This is a genomic window from Collimonas sp. (assembly GCF_035566555.1).
GTDB lineage: Bacteria > Pseudomonadota > Gammaproteobacteria > Burkholderiales > Burkholderiaceae_D > Collimonas.
Genome location: NZ_DATMRB010000155.1, coordinates 1 through 23,272 on the forward strand (window position 1 = coordinate 1; position 23,272 = coordinate 23,272).

Consider the following 23,272-nt stretch of genomic DNA (forward strand, 5'->3'; position numbering starts at 1 on the left):
ATCGGCATCGATGCCGTGTTGACCGATTTGCGCGCTCGTGGCGAAAAAGTCTAACTAGCAGAATAAAGGAAGAATCATGGCGAAATCAGGCCGCGACAAAATCAAGCTGGAATCGACCGCAGGTACAGGTCATTTCTACACCACTACCAAGAACAAGCGTACAACCCCGGAAAAAATGTCGATCATGAAGTTCGACCCGAAGGTTCGTAAGCATGTTGAATACAAAGAGACCAAGATCAAGTAATTGATCCGAGCTCCGAAAAGCCCCGCAAGGCATGTTCCTGCGGGGCTTTTTTACGTCCGCGGCAAACTTGCCCTGCCCTGTGCAGCCTTGAAGAACATCGGCGCCACAGGAATTCCAGGCGAAAAAAAACGGCCCGATGGCATGGGCCGTTTTCTTTACGAAGACCGCCGCCGCAATGGCAGCGGCGAACTGTCTTGTATCTCAGCTCAAGAGTAGCTGCGCAGGCGCAGTGAGAAATCCTGCAGCGACTTGATGCCGGAAGCTTCGGCACGTGCGCACCAGTCCTGCAATTGATGCAGCAGTTGATCGCGCGTGAAATGCGAACGTTCCCAGATGGCGCCCAGCTCAACCCGCATTTCATGCATGGTTTGCAGTGCCTTGCTATGCAGGAACAGCTCCGTCAGCTGCTGCTTTTGCGGCGCCTCCAGCTTGGTCGGCTCGCGTTGCAGCAATTTCTTCGAGGATTTCAGGAAAACCGCGCCCTGCTTGGCCTTGTCGGTCAGCTGGCCGCGCTCTTCGTGCCAGGCGTTCTTCAGCGACTTGGCATACTTTGCCATGACGTCGTAACGGTTGGCGATCACCGATTGCAGGGTATCCAGGTCAGGCACCAGCTTGGCGTGGTTGAACTTCGGCGCCGGCGCAATCTTCTTGACCTTGGCCAGGCCGCAGATTTCCAGGATGCGGATATACATCCAGCCGATGTCGAATTCGTACCACTTCGACGACAGCTTGGCCGAGGTGCCGAAAGTATGATGGTTGTTGTGCAGTTCTTCGCCGCCGATGATGATGCCGAACGGAATGATGTTGGTGGCTGCGTCATTGCAATCGTAGTTGCGGTAGCCCCAGTAGTGGCCGATGCCGTTGATGATGCCGGCAGCGGTGATCGGGATCCATACCATCTGCACTGCCCATACGCTCAGGCCGACGACGCCGAACAGCATCAGGTCGATGAACAGCATGGCGACAATGCCGTAGGCGCTGTGCTTGGTGTACAGGTTTCTTTCGATCCAGTCGTCCGGCGTGCCATGGCCGAATTTTTCCATGGTTTCCAGGTTCTTCGATTCAGCACGGTACAGCTCGGCGCCTTCCCAGAACACTTTCTTGATGCCGCGGGTGACCGGGCTGTGCGGATCTTCTTCGGTATCGCACTTGGCGTGGTGCTTGCGATGGATGGATGCCCACTCCTTGGTCACCATGCCGGTCGTCAGCCACAGCCAGAAACGGAAAAAATGACTCGGGATCGCGTGCAGATCCAGGGCACGGTGTGCCTGGCAACGATGCAGGTAGATAGTCACGGCAGCGATCGTAATGTGCGTCACGACCAGCGTGAACACGACCACCTGCCAGGCGCTAGCACCTGTTACGCCATTCGATAAGAAATCGAGAATTGCATTGAACACTATGTGTACTCCATGTGTAATGATTACGCCACTGCTTGTTTTAAAGTCTGATTTGCAGTGTGTTGCGGGTAAGTTGACGGGTAGTTACCGACCATTTACCCGAAATTCGACTGCAATTGTACCCTGAATATCAGCTGTTTTTAGGTTTCGGCGCCTCAACCTGGCGATCTAATTGCAAATCCTGTTGTGTATCTGAGTGAAAATTACTTTTACGCAACTCATCCTCGAAGACCTTGATCTCACGTTTCACATGCGCAACTTTGATCTGATGCGCCTGCAGCGTGCGCCAAATGGCGCGGTTAACATCTGACAACACATTCAAGCGTCCGTTCTCCGGATCGGTAATCCAAAATCCGAGCTCTAGCTCTAGCCCGTCCGGACCGATCTTCATCAGCAAAGCTTGCGGCAACTCTGTGCGCGAGACGCGCTCCACCTCCAGCGAAGCCTGTTCCAGCATGGTCAATATGCTTTCGACATCATCCTGGTAGACGACCGTCACGTGCGTCGCCAGCCGCAGGAGGCGGTTGGTCAGCGAGTAGTTCTGCACCGAATTGATCATGAAGATCTCGTTCGGGATCACCGTATCGACGCCGTCCAGCCCCTGCAGCACCGTGTAGCGGCTGTTGATCTGCACCACCTTGCCGTAGTAGGTGCTGACGCCGACCATGTCGCCGATCGCCAGGCTGCGCTCCAGCAGGATCACGAACCCTGAGACATAACTGCTGGCGATTTTCTGTAAACCAAGGCCCAGCGCCACACCCAGCGCGCCGCCGAACACCGACAGCACAGTCAGGTCGATACCCACCAGCGACAGGCTGAGCAATACCGCGACCAGGATCAGGAAAGCGCGCGCCATGCGCGCCACCACGGTGCGGATCGAGGAATGCATGGTGTTGACCCGCATCAGGCGCTCTTCAATGGTAGCGCCGGCCCACAGTGCGATCACCAGCGTCACCAGCACCGACACCAGCGCCTGCATGATGGCCAGCAGCGTGACCTTGTAGCGGCCGATCGGCAGCACCGTGCTGTCGAGGTAATCGAACAGGTCCGGCCACCAGCCGGTGATATACAGCAGCAGGCCGATCCAGACCAGTGCGCCAAAACTCTTTTCAAACAGCAGCAGGAAGGTGCCGACGCCGCTATTGCGTGCAAAAATCCGGCGCAAGACGTAAAACACGAAGCGCATCAGCACCAGCGACGCCACCAGCGGCACCATCAGGCGCAGGATATTCACCGGCTGGTGCCACTTCTGCAAAGCCAGCTTGACCAGCAACAGCAGCAGGAAAGTCAGGATCGGCGTCAGCACCTTGACGAAGCTGCCGAGGCCGATCTGCATCGCCGGCGGCTGCACGGCGCTGAGAGTGAAAGTACGGCGCAGCAAGCGCGCCAGCACCCAGCCCACACCAATGCAAAGCAGCAGCAAACCGACTTGCAGCGCCAGTCCGGGCGCGGCCAGGTTGGTCAGCAAATCGTTGAGCAAGTCCGTGAAAATATCTGGCATGTGTTAGATACGACGTTGGGGCTTGGCGTCTCGGCGTTCTATTATGCTGCGCTCTGCGGCGAGCTGGGAAAGGTGGTGCCGGGCACTGCTGCAGGCCCGGCGTTGCACACTGACTTGCACACTTACTTGCGCACGAACACCGCGGCAAAGAAACCGTCAGTCTGGTGCCGGTGCGGCAATAACTTCAGGTAGTCATCCATTTCCAGGGCTATCTTTTGTTCGGCCAGCACATCCTTCATGGGCAGCAGCGAGAAATCCTCGTGGCTGGCCAGGAATTGCGCGGCGATCGCTTCGTTTTCTTCATCCAGCAGGCTGCAGGTGCCGTACACCAGGCGGCCGCCGGATTTCACCAGCCGCGCCGCGCTCGACAGGATCGCGATCTGCTTGGCGTTCATCTCGACAATCGCTTCCGGCGTCTGGCGCCATTTGACGTCCGGATTACGGCGCAAGGTGCCGAGGCCGCTGCACGGTGCATCGACCAGCACGCGGTCGATCTTGCCAGCCAGGCGCTTGACCTTGCCGTCGTTCTCATGCGCGATCAGGACCGGATGGATGTTGGACAGACCGCTACGCGCCATGCGCGGCTTCAGTTTCGCCAAACGCTTCTCGGAAATGTCGAAAGCGTACAGGCGGCCGGTATTGCGCATGGTGGCGCCCAGGGCCAGCGTCTTGCCGCCGGCGCCGGCGCAGAAATCGACCACCATTTCGCCGCGCTTGGCGCCGACGATCTGCGCCAGCAGCTGACTGCCTTCGTCCTGCACTTCAATCGCACCGCTCTTGAACAGCGGCAGATTCTGCAGAGCCGGCTTCTTGATCACGCGCAGGCCCAGCGGCGCATAAGGCGTCGGCTCGCACAGGATAGGCGCTTCCGCCAGCGCGGCGCTGACGTCTTCCCGGTTCGACTTGATCGTATTGACGCGCAGGTCCAGCGGCGCCGGCTGATTCATCGCAAACGCCAGCTCCAGCGTGGCGGCTTCGCCATCGCGCGCCACCAGCTTGTCGAACAGCCACTGCGGCAGGTTGGAACGCATCAGCGCCGGCATCAGCGTGCGGTCGATTTCGCCGACCCGCGTCAGCCATTCGGTTTCTTCCTCCGACAAACCGCCCAGCGAATCGACGCCGACCGCATCGGCCAGGCCCAGCAGGGTCATGCGGCGCATGGTCGGGCCATTGCCCGATTCCGCAAAGCTGGTATAGATCGATTTATTGCGCAGCAAGCCATACACCGCTTCAGCTACCACGCCGCGCTCGCGCGAACCCAGCTTCGGGTGCTCGCGGAAATAGTGCGACAAGGTGCCGTCGGCCGGGCCGGTAAAACGTAAAATTTCGCGCAGGACTTCTTCGGTGTGACCGATGATCGCGGGAGGCAATCTCATAATGATTCTTTCTTTAAAATCTGTTTATCGTGCCGGTACGGCAAACGATGGTGATGCGTAATTAAATCAATGGCGCAGCCAGGAACCTGGCCAGGCCGGAACTAGGCAGGCTGGGCGCCGACACGTACCCGGCCGTCTTCGATCGCCAGGCGTTCTTCGACGAACCAGCGCACCGCGCGCGGATAGAGCTGATGTTCTTCGGCCAGCACGCGCTGTTCCAGCGACTGTTCGGTATCCCCTTCCAGCACCGGCACGGCAACCTGCGCCACGATCGGACCATGGTCCAGCGTCGGCGTGACGAAATGTACGGTCGCGCCATGCACTTTGACGCCAGCCGCCAGCGCTTGCCGGTGCGTCGCCATGCCGGTAAAGCTCGGCAGCAGCGAAGGATGGACGTTCAGCATGCGGCCGGCATAATGTTCCACCAGGGGCGCCGTCAGGATACGCATGAAACCGGCCAGCACCACCAGATCCGGCGCAAAGCCGTCAATAGCGACGCGTAAGGCGGCGTCGAACTGTTCACGATCAGGATAGTCTTTATTCGCTACCACCGCCGTTGGAATTCCTTGGGCGGCAGCAAATTTCAAACCTTCGGCATCTGCCCGGTTGCTGATCACGGCAGCGATGCGGGCAGGCCATTGTTCGGCTTGAGCGGCGCGGACGATGGCTTGCATATTGCTGCCACGCCCGGAAATCAGGATAACAATGCTTCTCATGGCGCGCATTGTACCCGTTGCAACGCGGTTTTTGAGTAAAACCGGCGGCAAATAGTGTTATTGGAATGAATAAAAGACGCGGAAGGCAACTTTCTTGTCAGCCCAGAAATCGGCGCTGTCGCGGAAGACATCGAGCAGGGTTTCGCGCGCTTCCTTATCGAATTTCTGCGTATTCGGCAGTTGTTCGATGACAACAATAAAGCCGGGCTGCGGACCGGCCTTGTGCGCCAGGTCGGTCAGGCAATCGGCCAGGGCGTCGAAATTCTTGCCGAAATGCTTGGGGAAATGGAAGGCGTTGGCGATTTTAGCCAGGACTTGCTGTTTAGTGGTCGCTTCCGCGCAGTACGCATACAGGAAATGCTGCCCCAGGCGCTGAGCTTCCGCCTGCAGGTCGGTCACACGGAAGGCGCGGATAGACTGCACTACATTTGGCGGCACGGTTTTAAACAAGCTCATTTTTCCCTCAGCTAGAGCAATGATGGGTTGCTGTTGTGGTAATTGGTTCACTCGTCTCAGTCACTCCTGGATGCGTCTGAAGGTTTGATAATGATTGTCAGTGTAATAATATTCCCCGGAGGATTGCGGATTGCCTCCCGCAATGATCCGGCGCGCGCCACGATTGCGGGCGCGCGGCGTCTTGACCGTATATTCATGGTAATAACCGCGCCGCTGCCTGGGCAATGCGCCCTCGTAATTGCCAAATACGGCGCCATCCTTGGCATAAGGAAACGGTCCGCCCTGCTTGATCAGCACCAATGCGGCCTGCGCTTCCGGCGGCAACTGGTCCAGCGCCACCATGTCCTGCGGCAAGGATTCACGGGCAAAAACCTGAAAAGACAGCAGCAAACCGAGCAGCAACAATATGCCGTTGCGCAACATTGCAGCAGCGAAGCCGGCATTTAGACCAGGGAAATGGCGCTGGGTTGCGTGGCTTTTCATAAATTTCATATTTTTTGTATATGCGATACCGTAGGGTAACGTGTTGCTGAAAACGAATCAACCCGTATACTTGCGGCGCGATCAAGTGTTGCAATATTTGACAATATCGAACAACTCTTCTTAAGCAGCGCGCTCCCCAGCGGCTGCGACAGCGCTGTCGGCCGGCCCGAAAAATGCCGCCACCTCCTCGCGCCGCGCCAGGGTATCTTTCTGGCCCATGCGGATCAGCTCGCGCGTATAGCCGGACTCGAACAGTAGATACGAGGCCAGCCCCCCGCCCTGCACGTCTTTGGCGCCAAGACCGCCAAGCAAGGTGCGGATCGGCACCGGCAGGCTGCCGAAATGCTTGGTAGCGATGTCGTCGATTTGTTCCGAGGGCGAAATGATCAGCATTTCCACCGGCTTCAACGGCGTACGCTCGCGCTGCTCCTCGGTCAGGAAGGAAAGTGTGTGATTGATGCGTTCCAGCCTTTCGATATCCACCGCCAGCCCGTCCAGGAAAATGCTGGACAGCGCATGGCTGGCGATCTGCGCCAGGCTCGGATAGCGGGCAAAGGTGGGAGAATCGGTCGGCGCTTCCTGGCGGCGGCCGGCGCCGACCACCATCACCTTGCTGGCGCCCAGATGGATCGCCGGCGAAATCGGCGCCAGCTGCCGCATCGAGCCATCGCCGAAAAACTGGCGGCGGCCTTCGCAAAAGATCGGGATCGCCGGGAAAATGAAGGGAATCGCCGATGACGCCAGCAGATGGCCGACACCGATCTGGTCCCGCACGGCGCGGCGCTGGCTGCGGGTCCAGCCCTGGATCTCGATGGCGCTCTGGTAAAACGTAATATGCTGGCCGCCGCTGTATGAGGATGCCGTGATCGCCAAGGCATCCAGGCTGCCGTCGGCCAGCGCCTTGTCGAGCCGGTCGAGGTCGAGCAAGCGGTGCAGCAAGGTGATCAGCGGCGTGTTGTCGAGCAGGGAATTAGGCGGATGCGCATGCCACTTGCGCAGCAGCCAGCCGAACGACAGCAGCGACAACCAGCGCGCGCCGGAGCGCAGCACGCCGAGCGAATCGGCGCGGTACACCTGCTCCACCGTGAAGTGCTCCCAGACATCCTTCAGCTTTTGCACGCCGAGGCCGAAGTTGTCGACCCGGCAAGCCAGCGCCGTCGCATTGATCGCGCCGGCCGAGGTGCCGCAGATGATGTTGAAAGGATTCTGCTGCGGCGCCCAGCCCTGCTCGCGCAAGATCGACGCTACCGCGTCCATCACGCCGATCTGGTAAGCGGCGCGGGCGCCGCCGCCGGTGAGGATGAGGCCGGTTTTTTGTTTTGTCTCCATGAGACAGAAGATTACCAGCAGAAATGCATTACTGCTCTACCCAATTAAGGTCAATCGCATGCCTGGCGCGCGAACCGGAAAACCGAACCTTCCGGGCCCGCGCAAGCCGGGCAAGCGTCAAGGCAGGGTAATGGTCAGGTTCGCCGCCCGCGGCGCCAGTTTGACGATATCGCTGTAGCCGGCGATGCTGGAGGCGGTGGCGCGCGACAGCATGGTGTTCAGGCCGAAATAGCCGCCCAGGCCGATCAGCGCAAACACCGAACACAGCGCCCACAACGGCACTTCGTTGCGCAGCTTGTGGCTGATCTGATCCGGCCGCTCCCAGTGCGGTGCGAAGCCGGCGCTCTTGCCTTTCATGCGGGCGATTTCGTCGCCCAGGCGCGCGGTCAGGTAGTTCAGTTTTTCCGGGCCTTCGATGATGTACTTGCCCTGGAAACCGAGCAGCAGACACATATGGAAAACTTCCAGCGCCTGCAGGTGCAATGCGCCCTTGGCGCGCAGGTCTTCCAGGCGCGTGAAGAAATGTTCGCCGGCCAGCTGGTCGCCGAACAGGATCAGCTGCAGCGGCCGCCGCGCCCACGATTCGCGGATGTTGAATTGCGAATGCAGGATATTTTCATCGACCGCCGCGCAAAACGCATATTTCGCCGCATGCACGTCTTCCGGCGAGACATCCAGCTTCTTGGCGCCGCGCTCGAAGTCGCTCAGGAAACGCTGCATTTTCGCCGTGAAGCCGGCTTCGTCGAGCGGCGAGCAACGGTTCTTCAGCAGGAACAAGGCGTAGAAACCGTCGTACATCAAATCCAGCAGCGAATTGGCTGAGCTGCTGCTGTCTGGCGCTGCATATTGGCCTTGGCCGGAAGCCATGTCGCCAAGCAGGGAGGGGGCTGAAGTTCTGTTCATGATGTAACCGCTAAGAGCTCAAGTTTAAGGTCGTTGATGCCGGATGGTACATAGATCGAAATCGATTGCGCCTGCAACATGCGGTCGTACAGGGCACCCTTGTTTTCCAGCGCAAAGTAATAGGTGTCCGGCCGCACCGGCAGCGCCGCCGGGACTTGCGGCGAATGCGACAGCTTGACGCCGGGCATCGCCGACAGCACGAATTTGTCGACGTCGTCCGGCGCGCCTATCTTGAAGCGCAGCGGCACGATGTCGACCAGTTCGATGGCCGGCATGCTGGCGTTGACCGCCAGGTAGAACGCCGTCTTGTCGTCGATCTTGCCGGAATCGAGCATGCCGTGATGATGCGATGGCTTGTTTTCCGACAGCGCGATGGAGAAATAACGCGACGAAATCACGGTATCGAGCAGTTCGCGGATGATGGTGTCCAGCTTGGCGAAACAAGGCCCCGGATCCTGGTGCTGGTAGACCGGCAGATCGGATAGCGCGTAGCTCTTGGAAAACGTCATCAGCGCGCCGGCCAGGCTCAGCAGCTGCTCGTACAGGCGCTCCGGATGAAACGCCGGATTATGGAAATAGTGCGTCAGCGAGGCAAACGCCGAACTGGCCGTATGCAGCAGCCAGAATGAAGAAATATCGCCGGAGCGGAATTCGATCACGTTCTTGCTCGGTTCGCGATGATGACCGTACAGAGCGTTGACCTTGGCCTGCAGCGCATCCATCAGGCGCCGCAGCTGTATGTAGAGGGCAGGCGCGCTGCGGATGGTCAGGCTTGGCGCCACAAAAGTCGGATCCGGCTCGAAGCCGCCGGTGGAGATGCGGCGCAGCTTGATCAGCGGAAAACTGATGAGGGAATCGCGCGGCTCCATCTCCGACACCAGCCGCACCGATTTCTTCAGGTAGGTCAGTTCTGCTTCCGCCGCTTGCGTGAAGAGGTCGGCCGTGGCGGCGTTGTTCTGCGCATAGCGGGTGGCGTTGCTGGTCTGGCCGAGCGGCGAGAAATTGCCGCCGAAGCCTTTCATGTAAGGCAGCGCCGCGTAATACGTAATGGTCTGCTGGGCGTGCGGAATGTTGGCCAGGTCGACCACTTCCGGCAGGTCATCGGCTTCAGGCGCCTTATAGATTTCGCCATCCTGGAAAATCAGCGACAGCTCGGACAGCCGCAGGGTGTTGTTGGCCAGCGCGTCGCGATCCAGCTGCACCGACAGCACGCCCCAGGCATAGGGATGCAAGGCGTTGGTGGTTTCATGCAGGCGATTCTCGTGATACCGGTCCTGCTGCTGGAAATGCTGAGGACGCAGGAACAAGCCCTCGCCCCATAAGATTTTCGATGTTCGATTCACGTATTTGACTCACATGTAAATTTGTTCAAACCATCATCGTGCAGTTGCCGGCAAAGCGCTAGTGTACAAAACACTGCATTAACCGCACGGGGCCGGAGTTAAAAACTTGCTGGCGCCAACGTCTTCCGCTACCGTAATGCCGGTGCCGACTGTCAACGCGCATGCATGCACACCCAAGGTTATACCGGATTTCTCGGCCTGTTCCGCCGGAAACGTCAGCTTCCAGCGCTGCGCCGCCGGCTTGCGGAACAAGGCGACGACGCCGATGAAACCGGCTTCCCGTGTGACTTTTTCGCTGACTTCATAGCGCTGCCCAGGCACCAGCGTGATTTCCTTGACTTCGATCAGATCCGCCCCTAGCACATCCTTTTCTTTCTGCGGGTTAGTAAATGTATCGTAAGTTGCCTGTTGGAATGCACCATTTTGTCTTAACTTATATACTCTGGCTACCAGCGCAAGCGGCGCGCCGCCGCTGTCGGCATTCAGGTTAGTCCCGGCGTGCAGCTTTATGGCGATGGTTCTGGGGGGCTTTTGGGCGTCGGGGACCTCAGGCTTGGTGATGCCGGACATCTGCAATACCGAACTGGCAATCGAGCCGACCGCCGAGACGGCGCCGGCGGCGCAGCCGGCCAGGCTTAGTACGGCGGCCAGCGAGGCCAAGAGATAAAGTGGTCGCATTAACATTAATGATCGTCTTTAATTTGGGTTGCAAAAATGCTGGATAGATAATACTGTCTGGATTAATATTTTGTTACCATTTTTGTACAAACAACAACGCCACGCAAGTTGCTGCCTAGACATATAGTATGGGTCTGGACTAAACTTGTTGCAATGGTGTAACCAAAGTTAACAAATTTTGATGTAGATTGGCAATATGATATCTGCATCCGCCAGGTTTTGTTAAGATTTGGGCTATTTAAAAGTTGCCATATAGAAAGCGAGTTTAAGATGAGTCAATGGAAGAGTAAATTTATCTACGGCATGGCATTGGCATGTCTGGTCAGCGCCTGCGCAACCACCCCGCCGCCGGCAGTAGACCCGGCCGCTAAACTGGACGCCATCGTGGCCGAAGCAGATGCCGCCCAGAAAGCCGGACAGACCGACAAAGCCGTCAAATTGCTGAAAGACGCGACCAGCGCATTTCCGGCGGACAAGGGCCCATGGATACGCCTGGCGCAAATCCGCTTCGATGCGGAAAATTATGGCGACGCCATTTCCTATGCGCTGGAAGGCTTGAACCGCGATCCGAAGGACAAGGTCGCCAACAGCATCGTCGCCGTCGGCGGCCTGAGATTGTCGACCAAGGCCTTGAACGACCTGCGCACGCAAAACGATTTGAACGGCAATGTACGTACCGAAGCGCAAGGCCTGGCGAAGATCCTGCGCGAAAGCCTGGGCGAAACCGTGCTGGTGCCGGCCCGTCCCAAGGTCGTAGCGCGTCCTGCCGTCCCCAAGAAGGGTGCCGTGGCGGCGAAACCAGGCTCTACGCCTGAACCTAGCGGCGACGGCGCCAATCCATTCGGATCGTTGCAGTAACTCAAATGAATCCCGATCCTGCGCAGCGGGAGCGGGGCTTGATTATTCGGTAAGCATCAGCGGGGGTTTTATGGCCAAAAAAGAGAGTACTCAAAAACGTTTGCAGAAGGTCCGTCCACCACGGGTGCAAATGACTTACGACGTTGAAATCGGCGACGCCATCGAGCAAAAGGAATTGCCTTTCGTGATGGGCGTGGTTGGCGACTTCAGCGGCAAATCGGATGTGGCCCAGGCCAAGCTGAAAGACCGCAAGTTCGTCAACATCGACAACGACAACTTCGATGAAGTCATGAAGGGCATCGAGCCGAAAGCCACTTTCCGCGTGCCGAATCATCTGAGCGACGCCGGCGGCGAATTCGGCGTCGAGCTGAAATTCAAGTCGATCGACGATTTCCGTCCGGAAGCCGTGGTGCAGCAGATCGAACCGCTCAAGCAGTTGCTGGAAGCCCGCACCAAGCTGGCGGATCTGCGCAACAAGCTGGCCGGCAACGACAAGCTGGAAGATATCCTCAACGATGTGCTGAACAGTACCGAGAAGCTGGCAGCGTTGAGCAAGCAAACCAAGAAGCAAGGAGACTGAGATGTCCTTTCAGCATAATTCTGCGCCAGCCGCAGGGGCGGCCGCAGAAGAATCCGGTTTGCTCGACCAGATCGTAGAACAGAGCAAAGTCGCCAAGTCCGGCGCCGAGCACGACCGCGCCAAAGATATCATTTCGGAGCTGGTGAACCAGGTCATGCAAGGCACCGTGGTGGTATCGGCCAATTTGTCCGCAACCATCGACGCCCGCGTGGCGGAACTGGACCGGCTGATTTCAGCCCAGGTCAGCGCCGTGATCCATGCCCCTGAATTCCAGAAACTGGAAAGCAGCTGGACCGGCTTGCACTACCTGGTGTTCAACTCGACCACCGGCCAGAACATCAAGATCAAGGTCTTGAACGCCACCAAGCGCGAGCTGGTCAAAGACTTCCAGGCTGCCCTGGATTTCGACCAGAGCGCTATCTTCAAGAAAGTCTACGAAGAAGAATTCGGCACTTTCGGCGGTTCGCCGTTCGGCGCCCTGCTGGGCGACTTTGAAATCACCCGGCAACCGGAAGACATGTATTTCGTCGAGCAGATGTCGCACATCGCCGCCTCCGCGCACGCCCCCTTCATCAGCGCCGCATCGCCGGAACTGTTCGGCCTGGAAACCTACAGCGAACTCGGCAAGCCGCGCGACCTGGCCAAGGTGTTCGAGACTGTCGAATATGCAAAATGGAAGTCTTTCCGCGAGTCGGAAGATTCCCGTTATGTCGGCCTGACCCTGCCGCGCTTCCTGGGCCGCCTGCCGTTCAATCCAAAAGACGGCCAGACGGTCGATGGCTTCAATTTCGTGGAAGACGTCGACGGCACCGATCACTCCAAATACCTGTGGTGCAACGCAGCTTATGCTTTCGGCACCAAGCTGACCAAGGCGTTTGAAGATTTCGGCTGGTGCGCGGCGATCCGCGGCGTCGAAGGCGGCGGCCTGGTGGAAGACTTGCCGACCCATACCTTCAAGACCGACGAAGGCGAAGTCGCGCTCAAGTGCCCTACCGAGATCGCCATTACCGACCGCCGCGAAAAGGAACTGAGCGACCTCGGCTTCATCTCGCTGGTGCATTGCAAGAACACCGACTACGCCGCCTTCTTTGGCGCACAGTCGGCGCAGAAAGCCAAGAAATACAATACCGATTCAGCCAATGCGAACTCGGTGCTGTCAGCCCAGCTGCAGTACATATTCGCGGTATCGCGTATTGCGCATTACATGAAATCGATGATGCGCGACAAGATCGGCAGCTTTGCTTCGGCAGGCAACGTGGAAGATTTCCTCAACCGTTGGCTGACCCAGTATGTGCTGCTTGATGACAATGCCAGCCAGGAGCAAAAGGCGCAGTTTCCTTTGCGCGAAGCCTCAGTGCAGGTATCTGAAGTACCGGGACGTCCGGGCGTCTACCGCGCAGTTTCTTTCCTGCGTCCGCACTTCCAGCTTGACGAACTTTCAGTATCACTCCGCTTGGTCGCAGAATTACCGGCGTCAACCAAGTCTTAACTTAATTGAATAAGGGGAATTACCATGGCAATTGACGTATATCTGCAAATTAGCGGCATCAAGGGCGAATCGACCGACAGCGCGCATAAAGACTGGATCGAATGCAAATCGGTACAGTGGGAAGTATTGCAGCCAAAATCGGCTACCGCATCGACCGGCGGCGGCCACACGGCCGAGCGTTGCGAGCACAAGGATATCGTGCTCACCAAGATCGCCGATCTGGCCACACCGTTGCTGTTGCAAAACTGCTCCTCGGGCAAGACGATCGACAGCGCCAAGTTCGAATTCCTGCGCGCCGACGGCAAGGGCGACCGCATCAAGTATTTCGAAATCGAACTGTCGAACGTGCTGATCTCCGACGTCACGCCTTCGGTCCAGGAAGGCGACGTGCTGAGCGAAAGCGTCAGCCTGAAATACTCCAAGGTGAAATGGAAGTATACACAGCAAAAAATCGGCGGCGGCTCGGGCGGCAATACTTCCGGCGGCTGGGATCTGTCTGTCAATAAAGTCGTGTAATTTTTTTTGCGTCAGCAATGAGAGCCGCGGCATGCTGCGGCTCTTTTTTTCTCTTGAATGGTATGCGATGAAAGGTTTCACGCCAGGATTGTTTGACAGACTGATGGGCGGCGACAGCACGCCTGCGCAATCCGATCTGGTAGTGCGGCTGTCCATGGATTCCCTGAAAGACGCGGTTGCCCGCGACCTGGAAGCCATGCTGAATACGCGCACCGTGATTCCCGAAGAAATACTGAAGAATTTCCCCGAATGCAGCAAGTCGATACTGACCTACGGCTTGAACGATTTTTCCGGCATGAGCCTGGCCAGCGTGGATGACCGCGCGTATATCTGCGAATGCCTGGAACAAGGCATTGCGCGCCACGAGCCGCGCCTGAGGAATGTGCGCGCTTCGCTCGAACTGCGCGAAGGCTCCATCAACCGCCTGAACTTCGCGATTGCGGCCATGCTGGTGGTAGGGCCGGCCAAGGAAGCCGTGAGCTTCGACGCCGTGCTGCAGCCATCGACCTTGCAATACTCAATCAGCAAAGCACGCCGCGCCGTGCGCATGGACGGTTAATGTGGACGAATTACTCCCCTATTATGAGCGCGAGCTCGGTTTCCTGAGACGCTATTCGCGCGAGTTTTCCGAGCGCTACCCGAAGATTGCCGGACGCCTGCTGATGTCCGGCGAGGTCTCGGAAGATCCGCACATCGAGCGCATGATCCAGTCCTTTGCGCTGATCAATGCCCGTACCTCGAAGCGGCTGGACGACGACTACCCCGAATTCACCGAAGCCCTGTTCGAGGTGCTTTACCCGCACTATCTGCGCCCTTTCCCATCCTGCTCGATCGCCCGCATGGACTATGCCGCCGCCGCTGCGCAGCTGACCATGGCCATGCCGGTGCCGCGCGGCACCGAACTGACCACGCGCCAGGTCAAGGGCGTCGCCTGCAAGTTCAAGACCAGTTATGACGTCACGGTAGCGCCGGTGCAGCTGTCGCACGCGATCTTCGATCCCATCATCGAACCGCCGGACGCGGTCCTGCTGCCGCCGGCAGCCAGCTCGCGCATCGGCATCACTTTCGACAGCGTGGCCGAGCAAGCCGGCTTTGACGAACTCGGCGTCACCAGCCTGCGTGTCTTCATCGACGGCGAACCGTCGTTTTGCGCGGCCCTGCGCGATACGCTCTTCATGCGCACCGTGCGCGCCTACGTAGAGGTCGGCAAGAGCGGAAGATGGCATGCCGTCAGCAAGATTCCGGTGACGCCGGTCGGCTTTGACGAAGACGAATCGCTGATCGATTTCCCGGCGCGCTCGCATCCGGCCTACCGGCTGCTGACCGAATACTTCTCTTACCCGGAGAAATTCAATTTCTTTGACGTGAATGTCGGCGACATCACCAAGCTGCTGCCGCCAGGCTGCAAGAACTTCACCCTGCACCTGGTGCTGTCCGGCCTGCGCGCCGACTCCAACACCGCCCGCATGCTGGGCACCATGTCGACCAACAACCTGCTGCTGGGCTGCACCCCGGTCATCAATCTGTTCAAGCAGCGCGGCGACCCGATCCGGCTGACCCACACCAGCGCTTACTATCCGGTAGTGGGCGATTCGCGCCGCGCCTATGCCTATGAAGTGCATTCCATCGATTCGGTGCAGCTGGTGCGGCAAACCCCGGAAGGCGAATCGATCACCGAATTCCGTCCCTTCTATTCGCTGCGGCATGGCGAAAGCGCGGACAAGGCCGGCCACTACTGGGCCATGCGGCGCGACGAAATGGTGGCGGCGCGCAGCCCCGGCTACGAAACCGAGATTTCCATCGTCGACATCGACTTCGATCCGGCTGCCATCGAAACCGACACCCTGAGCATCGAGCTGACCTGCTGCAACCGTAACCTGCCCTCTTCGCTGTCCTACGGCCTGGAGGGCGGCGACCTGTTCCTGGAAGGCGGCTCGCTGGTCAACGAAATCAGTTTCCTGCGCAAGCCTTCCGAGCCTTGCCGTTTCGAGCGCGGCCGCGGCGCCCACTGGCGCCTGATTTCGCATCTGGCGCTGAACCATCTGTCGCTGGCCAAGGGCGGCCTGGAAGCGCTGCAGGAAACCCTCAGCCTGTACGACCTGCCGCGCTCGGCCATCTCGCAGCGCCAGATCGGCAGCGTGGTCGGCATCGACCACAAGGCCGCCACGGCCTGGCTGCCGGGCAATCCGTTCGCGTCGCTGGTGCGCGGCATCGAGATCAGGGTGACGCTGGACGAAGAAGGCTTTGTCGGGAGCGGCATCCACGTGTTTGCCAACATCCTGGACCGCTTCCTCGGCCTGTATGTGCATGCCAACAGCTTTACGCAATTGGTGATAGCTTCAAAACGAACAGGTGAGGAGATACTGCGATGCTTACCGCGCAGCGGAGATTCGAACCTAGTGTAATCCAGCGCCTGCTCGACAAGCCGCATCGTTTCCAGTTTTTCCAGGCTGTGATGATGCTAGAGCTGTGGCTGAAACAGAATGGCGTCCCGCATGAAGAGGCCGTCAGCGATTTCCTGCGCTTCCAGAACACGGTGTCGCTGAATTTCCCGCCCAGCGAGATTGAAGCGCTGCAGGTCACGCCCAAGCTGACCCAGCAAACCGTGGAAGAACTGCTGGAAGCCTTGCAGAGCAACCGCCTCGACAACATCGCGCTGACGCCGGCGTTTATCGGATTTTTAGGCAGCAACGGCACGCTTCCCAGCCATTATTCGGAACGGATTGCCGCGCACCAGCTGTATGAAAAGGATCATGGCCCGCGCGCCTTCCTGGATGTCTTTTCGAATCGCGGCGTGGCGCTGTTCTTCAAGGCCTGGCGCAAGTACCGGCTGGAGTTCAAGTACCAGATCGACGGCAAGGACAGCTTCCTGCCGTTGCTGATGGCGCTCGCCGGCCTCGGCCACCGCACCTTGCGCGACCGCATGTCGGAAGACGGTGAAGGCTTGCTGGACGAATCGATCGGCCATTTTGCCGCCGCCATCCGGCACCGGCCGCCGTCGGCCGCGTACATGCAGCGAGTGTTGTGCGAATATTTTGCGGTGCCGATCGCCATCGAGCAGTTTGTCGGCCACTGGTACGACGTGCCGGTCGACCAGCAAACCGTGCTGGGCGCCACCAACGCCACACTGGGCAGCGTGGCCATGGTCGGCGAACGGGTCTGGCAACGCGATTTGCGCATGCGCCTGAAGATAGGCCCGCTGCGCCGCAAGAATTTCGAGAGTTTTTTGCCGGGCGGCTCCGCTGCCCTCGGCCTGCAAAAAATACTGGCGATGTTTACCAGCGTTTTCCTGGAGTATGAAGTACAGCTGATCCTGCGCGCGGACGAGGTGCGCAGCGTGACCTTGAACTCCGACCGCGAAGGCGGCCAGCTGGGCTGGGACACCTTTGTCACCAGCCGGCCGGAACAGCACGACCGCACCGATGTTTGTTACGAAATTCACTCACTTTGACCATGCATGGATGGGAAGGCTTCAATGAGCATTAATCTCAAAACCTTAATCAGCAAACTGAACGACACCTCGCGCCTGGCGGCGGAACGTGCGGCCAACATCTGCGTCGGCCGCGGCCAGTATGAAGTGGATATCGAACACCTGTTCCTGGCCCTGCTGGAACAGCCGAAGAGCGATTTTGCAGTGATTGCGCGCAAATGCGGCATCAGCATCGCCGCGCTGGAAAGCGACCTGCAAGGCGAGATCGAGCGCTTCAAGAACGGCAATGCGCGCACTCCGGTTTTTTCCCCGCACCTGCCCAAGCTGTTTGAGCATGCCTGGCTGATCGCTTCGCTGGACAACCAGTCAGGCCGCATCCGCAGCGGCCACCTGCTGCTGGCGCTGCTGACCGAGCCGGACCTGGTGCAGCTGGCGTATCGCGGCTCCAAGCTGTTCATCAAGTTCAAGCTGGACGATCTCAAGCATGATCTCGAAAAACTGACCGAAGGCTCGCAGGAAAGTGCGGCTGTCAATGGCGGCGGCGCTGCCGCAGCGGAAGATGAAGGCGGCGACCCGGTGCAGGACCTGACCGGCGAAGCCTCGAAAACCCCCTCGCTCGACAAATTCACCACCAACCTGACGCAGCGCGCGCGCGAAGGCAAGGTCGACCCTGTAATCGGGCGCGATACCGAAATCCGCCAGACCATCGACATCCTGATGCGGCGCCGCCAGAACAATCCCATCCTGACCGGCGAGGCCGGCGTCGGCAAGACCGCCGTGGTGGAAGGCCTGGCGCTGCGCATCGCACAGAAAGACGTGCCCGACGTGCTGCAAGGCGTCGAGGTGCACACGCTCGACATGGGCCTGCTGCAAGCCGGCGCCAGCGTCAAGGGCGAGTTTGAAAACCGCCTGAAAAGCGTGATCGACGAAGTCAAGAAAAGCTCGCACGCCATCATCCTGTTCATCGACGAAGCCCACACCATGATCGGCGCCGGCGGCCAGGCTGGCCAGAACGACGCCGCCAACCTGCTCAAGCCGGCACTGGCGCGCGGCGAACTGCGCACCATCGCCGCCACCACCTGGAGCGAGTACAAGAAATATTTCGAAAAAGACGCTGCCCTGGCGCGCCGTTTCCAGGTCGTCAAGGTCGAAGAACCGAGCGAAGAGCTGGCTTGCGCCATGCTGCGCGGCATGGCGCCGCTGATGGAAAAGCACTTTGGCGTGCGTGTCTTCGATGAAGCGATCACGGAAGCAGTGCGCCTGTCGCACCGCTACATCAGCGGCCGCCAGCTGCCCGACAAAGCCATCAGCGTGCTCGACACCGCCTGCGCCAAGGTCGCGCTGGGACAGAATGCAACGCCGGCCCTGATCGAGAACATCGTCAAGAAGCTGGACCGCCTGGTGGCCGAACTGAATTCGCTGGAACGCGAATCCAACGCCGGCGGCAAGCATGCCGAGCGCCTGAAGGAATTGCGCGAACTGCAAAACACCTTGAATGCGGAACTCGCGGTCCACCGCGAACGCTGGGAAAAGGAAAAAGCCCTGACCGACCGCATCAAGGCCGCCCGTACCGAACTGGAAGCGATTCCCGTTGCCGAGCAAACCTCGGCGGAAGAAGGCACCAAGCCTTCCAAGAAAGCAGCCAAGGACAGCAAGGAAAGCCAGGAACTGGCGAAGCTGATCGAGGAATTGAAAACGCTGCAAGGCGAAACGCCGATGGTGCCGGTGCAGGTCGACGGCCTGGTGGTAGCGGAAATCGTCGCCAGCTGGACTGGCATCCCGCTCGGCAAGATGGTCAAGGATGAGATCAAGACCGTGATCAACCTCGGTTCGCTGCTGCACGAACGCGTGCTGGGCCAGCCGCATGCCATCGAAGCCGTGGCGCAGCGGGTTCGCACCTCGCGCGCCAACCTCGACGATCCGAACAAACCCAAGGGCGTGTTCCTGTTCGTCGGCCCGTCCGGCGTCGGCAAGACTGAAACCGCGCTGGCGCTGGCCGACGTACTGTACGGCGGCGAACGCAAGCTGGTCACCATCAACATGAGCGAATACCAGGAAGCGCATAGCGTCTCCGGCCTGAAAGGCTCGCCGCCAGGCTATGTCGGCTACGGCGAAGGCGGCGTCCTGACCGAAGCGGTAAGGCGCAATCCATACAGCGTGGTGCTGCTGGACGAAGTGGAAAAAGCCCATCCGGACGTACTCGAACTGTTCTTCCAGGTCTTCGACAAGGGCGTACTGGACGACGCCGAAGGTCGCGAGATCGACTTCAAGAACACCATCATCATCCTGACCAGCAATGTCGCCTCCAGCCTGATCATGCAAAGCTGCCTGAACAAGGCCGCGGCGGAACTTCCGAGCACCGACGACCTCGAACAAGCGATCCGGCCGCAGCTGGTGAAAGCCTTCAAGCCGGCCTTCCTCGGCCGCCTGAAAGTGATCCCCTACTACCCGATCTCGGACGACGTGCTGGTGGAAATCATCAACCTCAAGCTGGGACGCATCCAGAAACGCATCGCCATCAACCACAAGGCCGAATTCAGCTACGACGAGCCGCTGGTCGAAGCCGTGCTGGCCCGTTGCACCGAAGTCGATTCCGGCGCCCGCAACGTCGACAATATCCTCAACGGCACGCTGTTGCCGGAAATTGCCGAAACCGTGCTGGCCAGGATGGCCGAAGGCGGCAGCATCGCCAAGATCAAGGTCACTGCCAACAAGCAGGGGCAATTCAAGTACGCGATTAAATAGAACCAGGAGAAATCATGGATGCAGCAGTCAAACAGCAAATTCTGAAGCAGTGCTATTCGAAGCGCTTCGACGAGAAATACAGTCGCAAGCACCAGTATCAGGACAAGGCCACCGACGTGCGCAACTACGTCAAGCTGACGCCGGCGGATATCGTTGACTTGCTGGATACAGCTTCCGCCGCTGCGCGCGCGCCGGCGCGCCGGCTGCTGCAGCTGATGCAGGGGCGGCCTTGGCTGCCTTCAGCGACAGCGCATGAGGGTGGGACTGGAGATCAGCGTGGGGTGGATAATAATCTGCACATTACGCTGAAGGTGGGGAACACGAGTTATCACTTGCGGTGCAAGGAGCAGCCGGGGTTGCATATTATCCAGATTACCTGATAAGTGGTGGCCCCCTGGATTTATACGGCCTGCTCTGAATAAATCGCAAGGGTCGGCTACACGATTTGCCAACTATCGCCCGGGCCTGCAACAGGTTCGGGCTCAGGCCTCATTATTACAGCTTAAAGCCGGACTGCTTGAGGCTTGCCAGGTATTTTAGGTCTTCTTCTTTAAAAACATCCTCCCCTGCCAGCATGTAGGCGCGCGCCAACGAGTCACTGGAAGAAGCCAATTCACCGAGTTCCAGCTGACACTGGCCTAAGCGCATGAAAACAAACGGATTCAAGCCTTCAGGGCCGTTGAGCGCATCAAGAAAATAGGCTTTCGCCTCAGCAAAGGATTTTGATAAAAAATATGCGTCACCCAGCGCGGCATTCAGCCAAGTGTAGGCATCCCAGTCAATGCGGGGAAGCGGTAGCAAATCCAAGGCCTGCTGGAAAACGGCAACGGCTTTTGGATACTGGGTTGCGTCCATGAAGTCGTTACCTTCCTCCGACAATCTAGCGACCTGCTCATAAAGGTCATCGTCAAGCTCCACTCTTTTTCCTTTCGGCGGTCCGGTCCAGGTAAAACTTCAGGTACTTTGGGTCTTCTTCGCTAAAAGCGCGCCGGCCGTCGATATCGAAGGATTGCTTGAACCAGGAATAGGCTTCTTCCAGCTGATCCAATTCGTAACAAGCTTTGCCGACTTCATTCATGCCTTCAGTAGTCACCTCATCTTTATGGCGTGCATCATAGGTTTTCAGCGCCCATTGCTTGGCCTCGTCAAAATTCGCTGAATCGAAATAGCTATTGAATAAGGATCCGGCAATCCATGAACTATACAATTCCCATTCAATCTTAGGCTCCGGCAACAGTCCCCATGCTTCCATGTAGATCGGGATTGCGCGGGTATTATCCCCGTCTTCACTTAATTCATTGCCCTTCTCCACCAGAGTATCCAGGCGAGCAGCCAAATTTTCGTTCAGTTCCATCAAGTCTTTTTTCATTGGATTTTCCTTCTTTATGGCGAGTATTGCGGGGCCGTCGCCGGCCCGATAAAGGTTTGGGGGGGACTATACCTCTGACCAAGGCTGGCGCCATTGCTGCGGTTAATCGACCGCGGCTGTAATTCATAGTTATCGGCATTCAACATGAACCCGCGCACTTCGCGCGATTTGGGCCCATGAAAGCCACCTATTTGATTCCAATAAGTCACCGCATCGATCTTGTGGCCCATGTCGGCCTGATTAATTGGATACCATCTGTTACCGTGTTTGAATTGCATATTTCTGCCAACGCCCCGGATTTTCCCCTCGTTTTTCATGCGGGCAATGACCTCGCGGCCGGTTCTGCTTTTTTTGCCTGGTGTCTTACCCATATACGTCTTGCGGCAGCTCCAGCCCAACGGATCAATCCAGGAAAGGGGATTAGGCGCATATTGATATAGATTGTTTCCTCCAGACAGCCCTATCGGATCCTGCCCTATAAACTGCCCGATATGAGGATCGTAATACCGATTTCGGTTGTAATGCAACCCGGTCTCGACATCATAATACTGGCCCTGAAACCGGATCGGATTATCGACGGTGTGCCCATACCGCCGTTTCAGCGCACCCCATGTTGCGTAGCTTGCAGACCAGACAATTTTGCCGTTCTTATCGGTCAATCTGGCCGGGCAGCCGTTGCAATCGTTATGATAGTGAAAGACGCCGCTACCGGCTTCGTCAACATCCGGTTCCACGCCATCTGCGGCAATCTCTGACGGAATATTTGACGCCGCGCCAGCTGCATCGACCGCATGCTGGAGTACCAGTGAAGCCGCGCCGGTACTGTCGCCGAGGCGGATCCCGCGACCTAGGCCAGCCTGATCCGGCGATTGTACATTTGAAGGACTGCCTGGACCACCGCCCTCCTGAGTCAACGACGCCGCTTGACCTAGTTGGCCCAGCCTGGCGCTACCCAAAGCACCCAAGTGGCCCACAACCATGCTGCCTGTCGCCGGCTCGGCAATACCGGTCTCGGTCTTTTTTACCGCAGCGCGAAGCGGCTGCCTGGCTGCCTTGGCTCGTCGGTCAATCAGCGCCAGCGGCACAAACGTATCCGGATAATAGATATATTCTCTCGCCTGGGAATGCAAAGCCATTAGCGCACCTATCCGCTTGCGTGCTGCCATCAGATCTGCCACATTGCCAGCCAGCCAGATATCGGCGCTCTGCGTTTCGTTTGCCTGCTGCACTTCAGCCAGCAAGGCGTCGCCATCCCAAAAGAACCAGGTAGTGTGGCTCGCATTGCGCTTAAATACGCGCCGCCCGAGTGGATCGTAAGCGTAGCGAGTCACCTGTCCGGCTTTGCTGCTTTCGACCAGACGCTGGTTGGCGTCCCAGCGCAATTGCAACATGACGTCGCTGGCCGATGCCGCCGAGCTGCTTGTACGCCGTATCAGGTTGCCGGCGCGATCGAAGGTATACTGCATGCCCTCATAATCGCCCTCCCGGCTCCACAGAATTTCAGCCTGGCTAGCGCCGCCAGCCGCCCGTTTCATCTCCACTTGGCTGATTCGGGTGCGCAAGCGGTCGCCTGCCGGATCATTGAGGAAATCCGTCACCCGTCCAGCGGGATCGGTGTGGCGCAGAATATTGCCCAACGGGTCGTAGTCGTACAGGTCGCTACCGTGTTCGCTGTCGCTGCGCCGGGTCTGGTTACCGTTACGGTCGTACTCGTAGCTGGTGGCAAACATCGGTATCTGGTCGCGCAGCACGGCCTGGGCAGTCAGATTGCCGGCAGCGTCATAACGCAGTTGGCGCTGCACGCTGCGGTTGAGTTGTTCTTTAACGATCTGTCCGAGCGCATCGCGTTCGATCAG

The 23,272-nt window shown here is 58.4% G+C and carries 22 protein-coding genes and 1 pseudogene; 10 read left to right on the top strand and 13 right to left on the bottom strand.

Annotation, left to right across the window (positions count from 1 at the left end):
* Positions 1-76 precede the first annotated feature (76 nt).
* Positions 77-244, top strand: coding sequence for a 50S ribosomal protein L33 (gene rpmG, locus VNZ65_RS19075; RefSeq protein WP_009667251.1), 168 nt, complete (start codon positions 77-79; stop codon positions 242-244).
* 206 nt (positions 245-450) lie between these two features.
* Here rpmG and VNZ65_RS19080 read toward each other — a convergent pair whose 3' ends face one another.
* The 10 genes and pseudogenes from VNZ65_RS19080 to tssJ all read right to left on the bottom strand — a co-directional run bounded on the left by VNZ65_RS19080 (position 451) and on the right by tssJ (position 10,429).
* Complete coding sequence (locus VNZ65_RS19080; protein WP_414649179.1) at positions 451-1,644, bottom strand: DesA family fatty acid desaturase; 1,194 nt, start codon at positions 1,642-1,644, stop codon at positions 451-453.
* Between the two features lie 130 nt (positions 1,645-1,774).
* Positions 1,775-3,145 carry a mechanosensitive ion channel family protein gene (locus VNZ65_RS19085; RefSeq protein ID WP_325671810.1) on the bottom strand — a complete coding sequence of 457 codons (1,371 nt, stop codon included), beginning with the start codon at positions 3,143-3,145 and terminating at the stop codon, positions 1,775-1,777.
* Positions 3,146-3,267: 122 nt separating this feature from the next.
* Positions 3,268-4,521, bottom strand: coding sequence for an RsmB/NOP family class I SAM-dependent RNA methyltransferase (locus VNZ65_RS19090; protein ID WP_325671812.1), 1,254 nt, complete (start codon positions 4,519-4,521; stop codon positions 3,268-3,270).
* A gap of 101 nt (positions 4,522-4,622) precedes the next feature.
* Positions 4,623-5,246 (bottom strand): phosphoribosylglycinamide formyltransferase, encoded by a 624-nt coding sequence (gene purN / locus VNZ65_RS19095; protein ID WP_325671814.1) that lies wholly within the window; start codon positions 5,244-5,246, stop codon positions 4,623-4,625.
* A 48-nt stretch (positions 5,247-5,294) separates the two neighbouring features.
* Positions 5,295-5,702 (bottom strand): annotated as a pseudogene (locus VNZ65_RS19100) (barstar family protein); the annotation flags it as partial.
* Positions 5,703-5,753: 51 nt separating this feature from the next.
* Positions 5,754-6,176 (bottom strand): ribonuclease, encoded by a 423-nt coding sequence (locus VNZ65_RS19105; RefSeq protein ID WP_325671818.1) that lies wholly within the window; start codon positions 6,174-6,176, stop codon positions 5,754-5,756.
* Positions 6,177-6,296: 120 nt separating this feature from the next.
* Entirely contained in the window at positions 6,297-7,505 is a 1,209-nt protein-coding gene (locus VNZ65_RS19110) for a patatin-like phospholipase family protein (protein WP_325671820.1), read from the bottom strand.
* A 117-nt stretch (positions 7,506-7,622) separates the two neighbouring features.
* Complete coding sequence (gene icmH / locus VNZ65_RS19115; RefSeq protein ID WP_414649181.1) at positions 7,623-8,408, bottom strand: type IVB secretion system protein IcmH/DotU; 786 nt, start codon at positions 8,406-8,408, stop codon at positions 7,623-7,625.
* Complete coding sequence (gene tssK, locus VNZ65_RS19120) at positions 8,405-9,751, bottom strand: type VI secretion system baseplate subunit TssK (protein ID WP_325671822.1); 1,347 nt, start codon at positions 9,749-9,751, stop codon at positions 8,405-8,407. The genes icmH and tssK overlap by 4 nt, the downstream gene beginning before the upstream one ends.
* A 78-nt stretch (positions 9,752-9,829) precedes the next feature.
* Positions 9,830-10,429 carry a type VI secretion system lipoprotein TssJ gene (gene tssJ / locus VNZ65_RS19125; protein ID WP_325671824.1) on the bottom strand — a complete coding sequence of 200 codons (600 nt, stop codon included), beginning with the start codon at positions 10,427-10,429 and terminating at the stop codon, positions 9,830-9,832.
* A gap of 270 nt (positions 10,430-10,699) precedes the next feature.
* On the opposite strand from tssJ, the gene VNZ65_RS19130 reads away from it, so the two are divergent.
* The 9 genes from VNZ65_RS19130 to VNZ65_RS19170 all read left to right on the top strand — a co-directional run bounded on the left by VNZ65_RS19130 (position 10,700) and on the right by VNZ65_RS19170 (position 20,427).
* Positions 10,700-11,287 carry a tetratricopeptide repeat protein gene (locus tag VNZ65_RS19130; RefSeq protein ID WP_325671826.1) on the top strand — a complete coding sequence of 196 codons (588 nt, stop codon included), beginning with the start codon at positions 10,700-10,702 and terminating at the stop codon, positions 11,285-11,287.
* Positions 11,288-11,357: 70 nt separating this feature from the next.
* Positions 11,358-11,867 (top strand): type VI secretion system contractile sheath small subunit, encoded by a 510-nt coding sequence (gene tssB, locus VNZ65_RS19135; protein ID WP_325663351.1) that lies wholly within the window; start codon positions 11,358-11,360, stop codon positions 11,865-11,867.
* Position 11,868: 1 nt separating this feature from the next.
* Positions 11,869-13,356, top strand: coding sequence for a type VI secretion system contractile sheath large subunit (tssC, locus tag VNZ65_RS19140; RefSeq protein ID WP_325671828.1), 1,488 nt, complete (start codon positions 11,869-11,871; stop codon positions 13,354-13,356).
* 24 nt (positions 13,357-13,380) lie between these two features.
* On the top strand, positions 13,381-13,872 hold the full coding sequence (locus VNZ65_RS19145) for an Hcp family type VI secretion system effector (RefSeq protein ID WP_061942487.1): 492 nt from the start codon (positions 13,381-13,383) through the stop codon (positions 13,870-13,872).
* A gap of 67 nt (positions 13,873-13,939) precedes the next feature.
* Positions 13,940-14,431 carry a type VI secretion system baseplate subunit TssE gene (tssE, locus tag VNZ65_RS19150; RefSeq protein ID WP_325671846.1) on the top strand — a complete coding sequence of 164 codons (492 nt, stop codon included), beginning with the start codon at positions 13,940-13,942 and terminating at the stop codon, positions 14,429-14,431.
* Position 14,432: 1 nt separating this feature from the next.
* Positions 14,433-16,277: a type VI secretion system baseplate subunit TssF gene (gene tssF / locus VNZ65_RS19155; protein WP_325671830.1), complete on the top strand. Its 1,845-nt coding sequence runs from the start codon at positions 14,433-14,435 to the stop codon at positions 16,275-16,277.
* A complete protein-coding gene (gene tssG / locus VNZ65_RS19160) occupies positions 16,241-17,323 on the top strand; it encodes a type VI secretion system baseplate subunit TssG (RefSeq protein ID WP_325671831.1) in 1,083 nt (360 codons plus the stop codon). Before tssF ends, tssG begins: the two co-directional genes overlap by 37 nt.
* A 24-nt stretch (positions 17,324-17,347) precedes the next feature.
* Positions 17,348-20,047 carry a type VI secretion system ATPase TssH gene (gene tssH / locus VNZ65_RS19165; RefSeq protein WP_325671832.1) on the top strand — a complete coding sequence of 900 codons (2,700 nt, stop codon included), beginning with the start codon at positions 17,348-17,350 and terminating at the stop codon, positions 20,045-20,047.
* Between the two features lie 14 nt (positions 20,048-20,061).
* A complete protein-coding gene (locus VNZ65_RS19170) occupies positions 20,062-20,427 on the top strand; it encodes a hypothetical protein (RefSeq protein WP_325671834.1) in 366 nt (121 codons plus the stop codon).
* 115 nt (positions 20,428-20,542) lie between these two features.
* On the opposite strand, the gene VNZ65_RS19175 is transcribed toward VNZ65_RS19170, so the two are convergent.
* From VNZ65_RS19175 to VNZ65_RS19185, 3 genes are all read right to left on the bottom strand, one after another.
* Positions 20,543-20,965 (bottom strand): hypothetical protein, encoded by a 423-nt coding sequence (locus VNZ65_RS19175; protein WP_325671836.1) that lies wholly within the window; start codon positions 20,963-20,965, stop codon positions 20,543-20,545.
* The gene (locus tag VNZ65_RS19180; protein ID WP_325671838.1) at positions 20,955-21,416 is read right to left on the bottom strand and encodes a hypothetical protein; all 462 of its coding nucleotides are present in this window, start codon (positions 21,414-21,416) and stop codon (positions 20,955-20,957) included. Before VNZ65_RS19180 ends, VNZ65_RS19175 begins: the two co-directional genes overlap by 11 nt.
* 14 nt (positions 21,417-21,430) lie before the next feature.
* Positions 21,431-23,272, bottom strand: a 1,842-nt coding sequence (locus tag VNZ65_RS19185) for an RHS repeat-associated core domain-containing protein (protein WP_325671840.1), incomplete at its 5' end; no start/stop codon positions are given.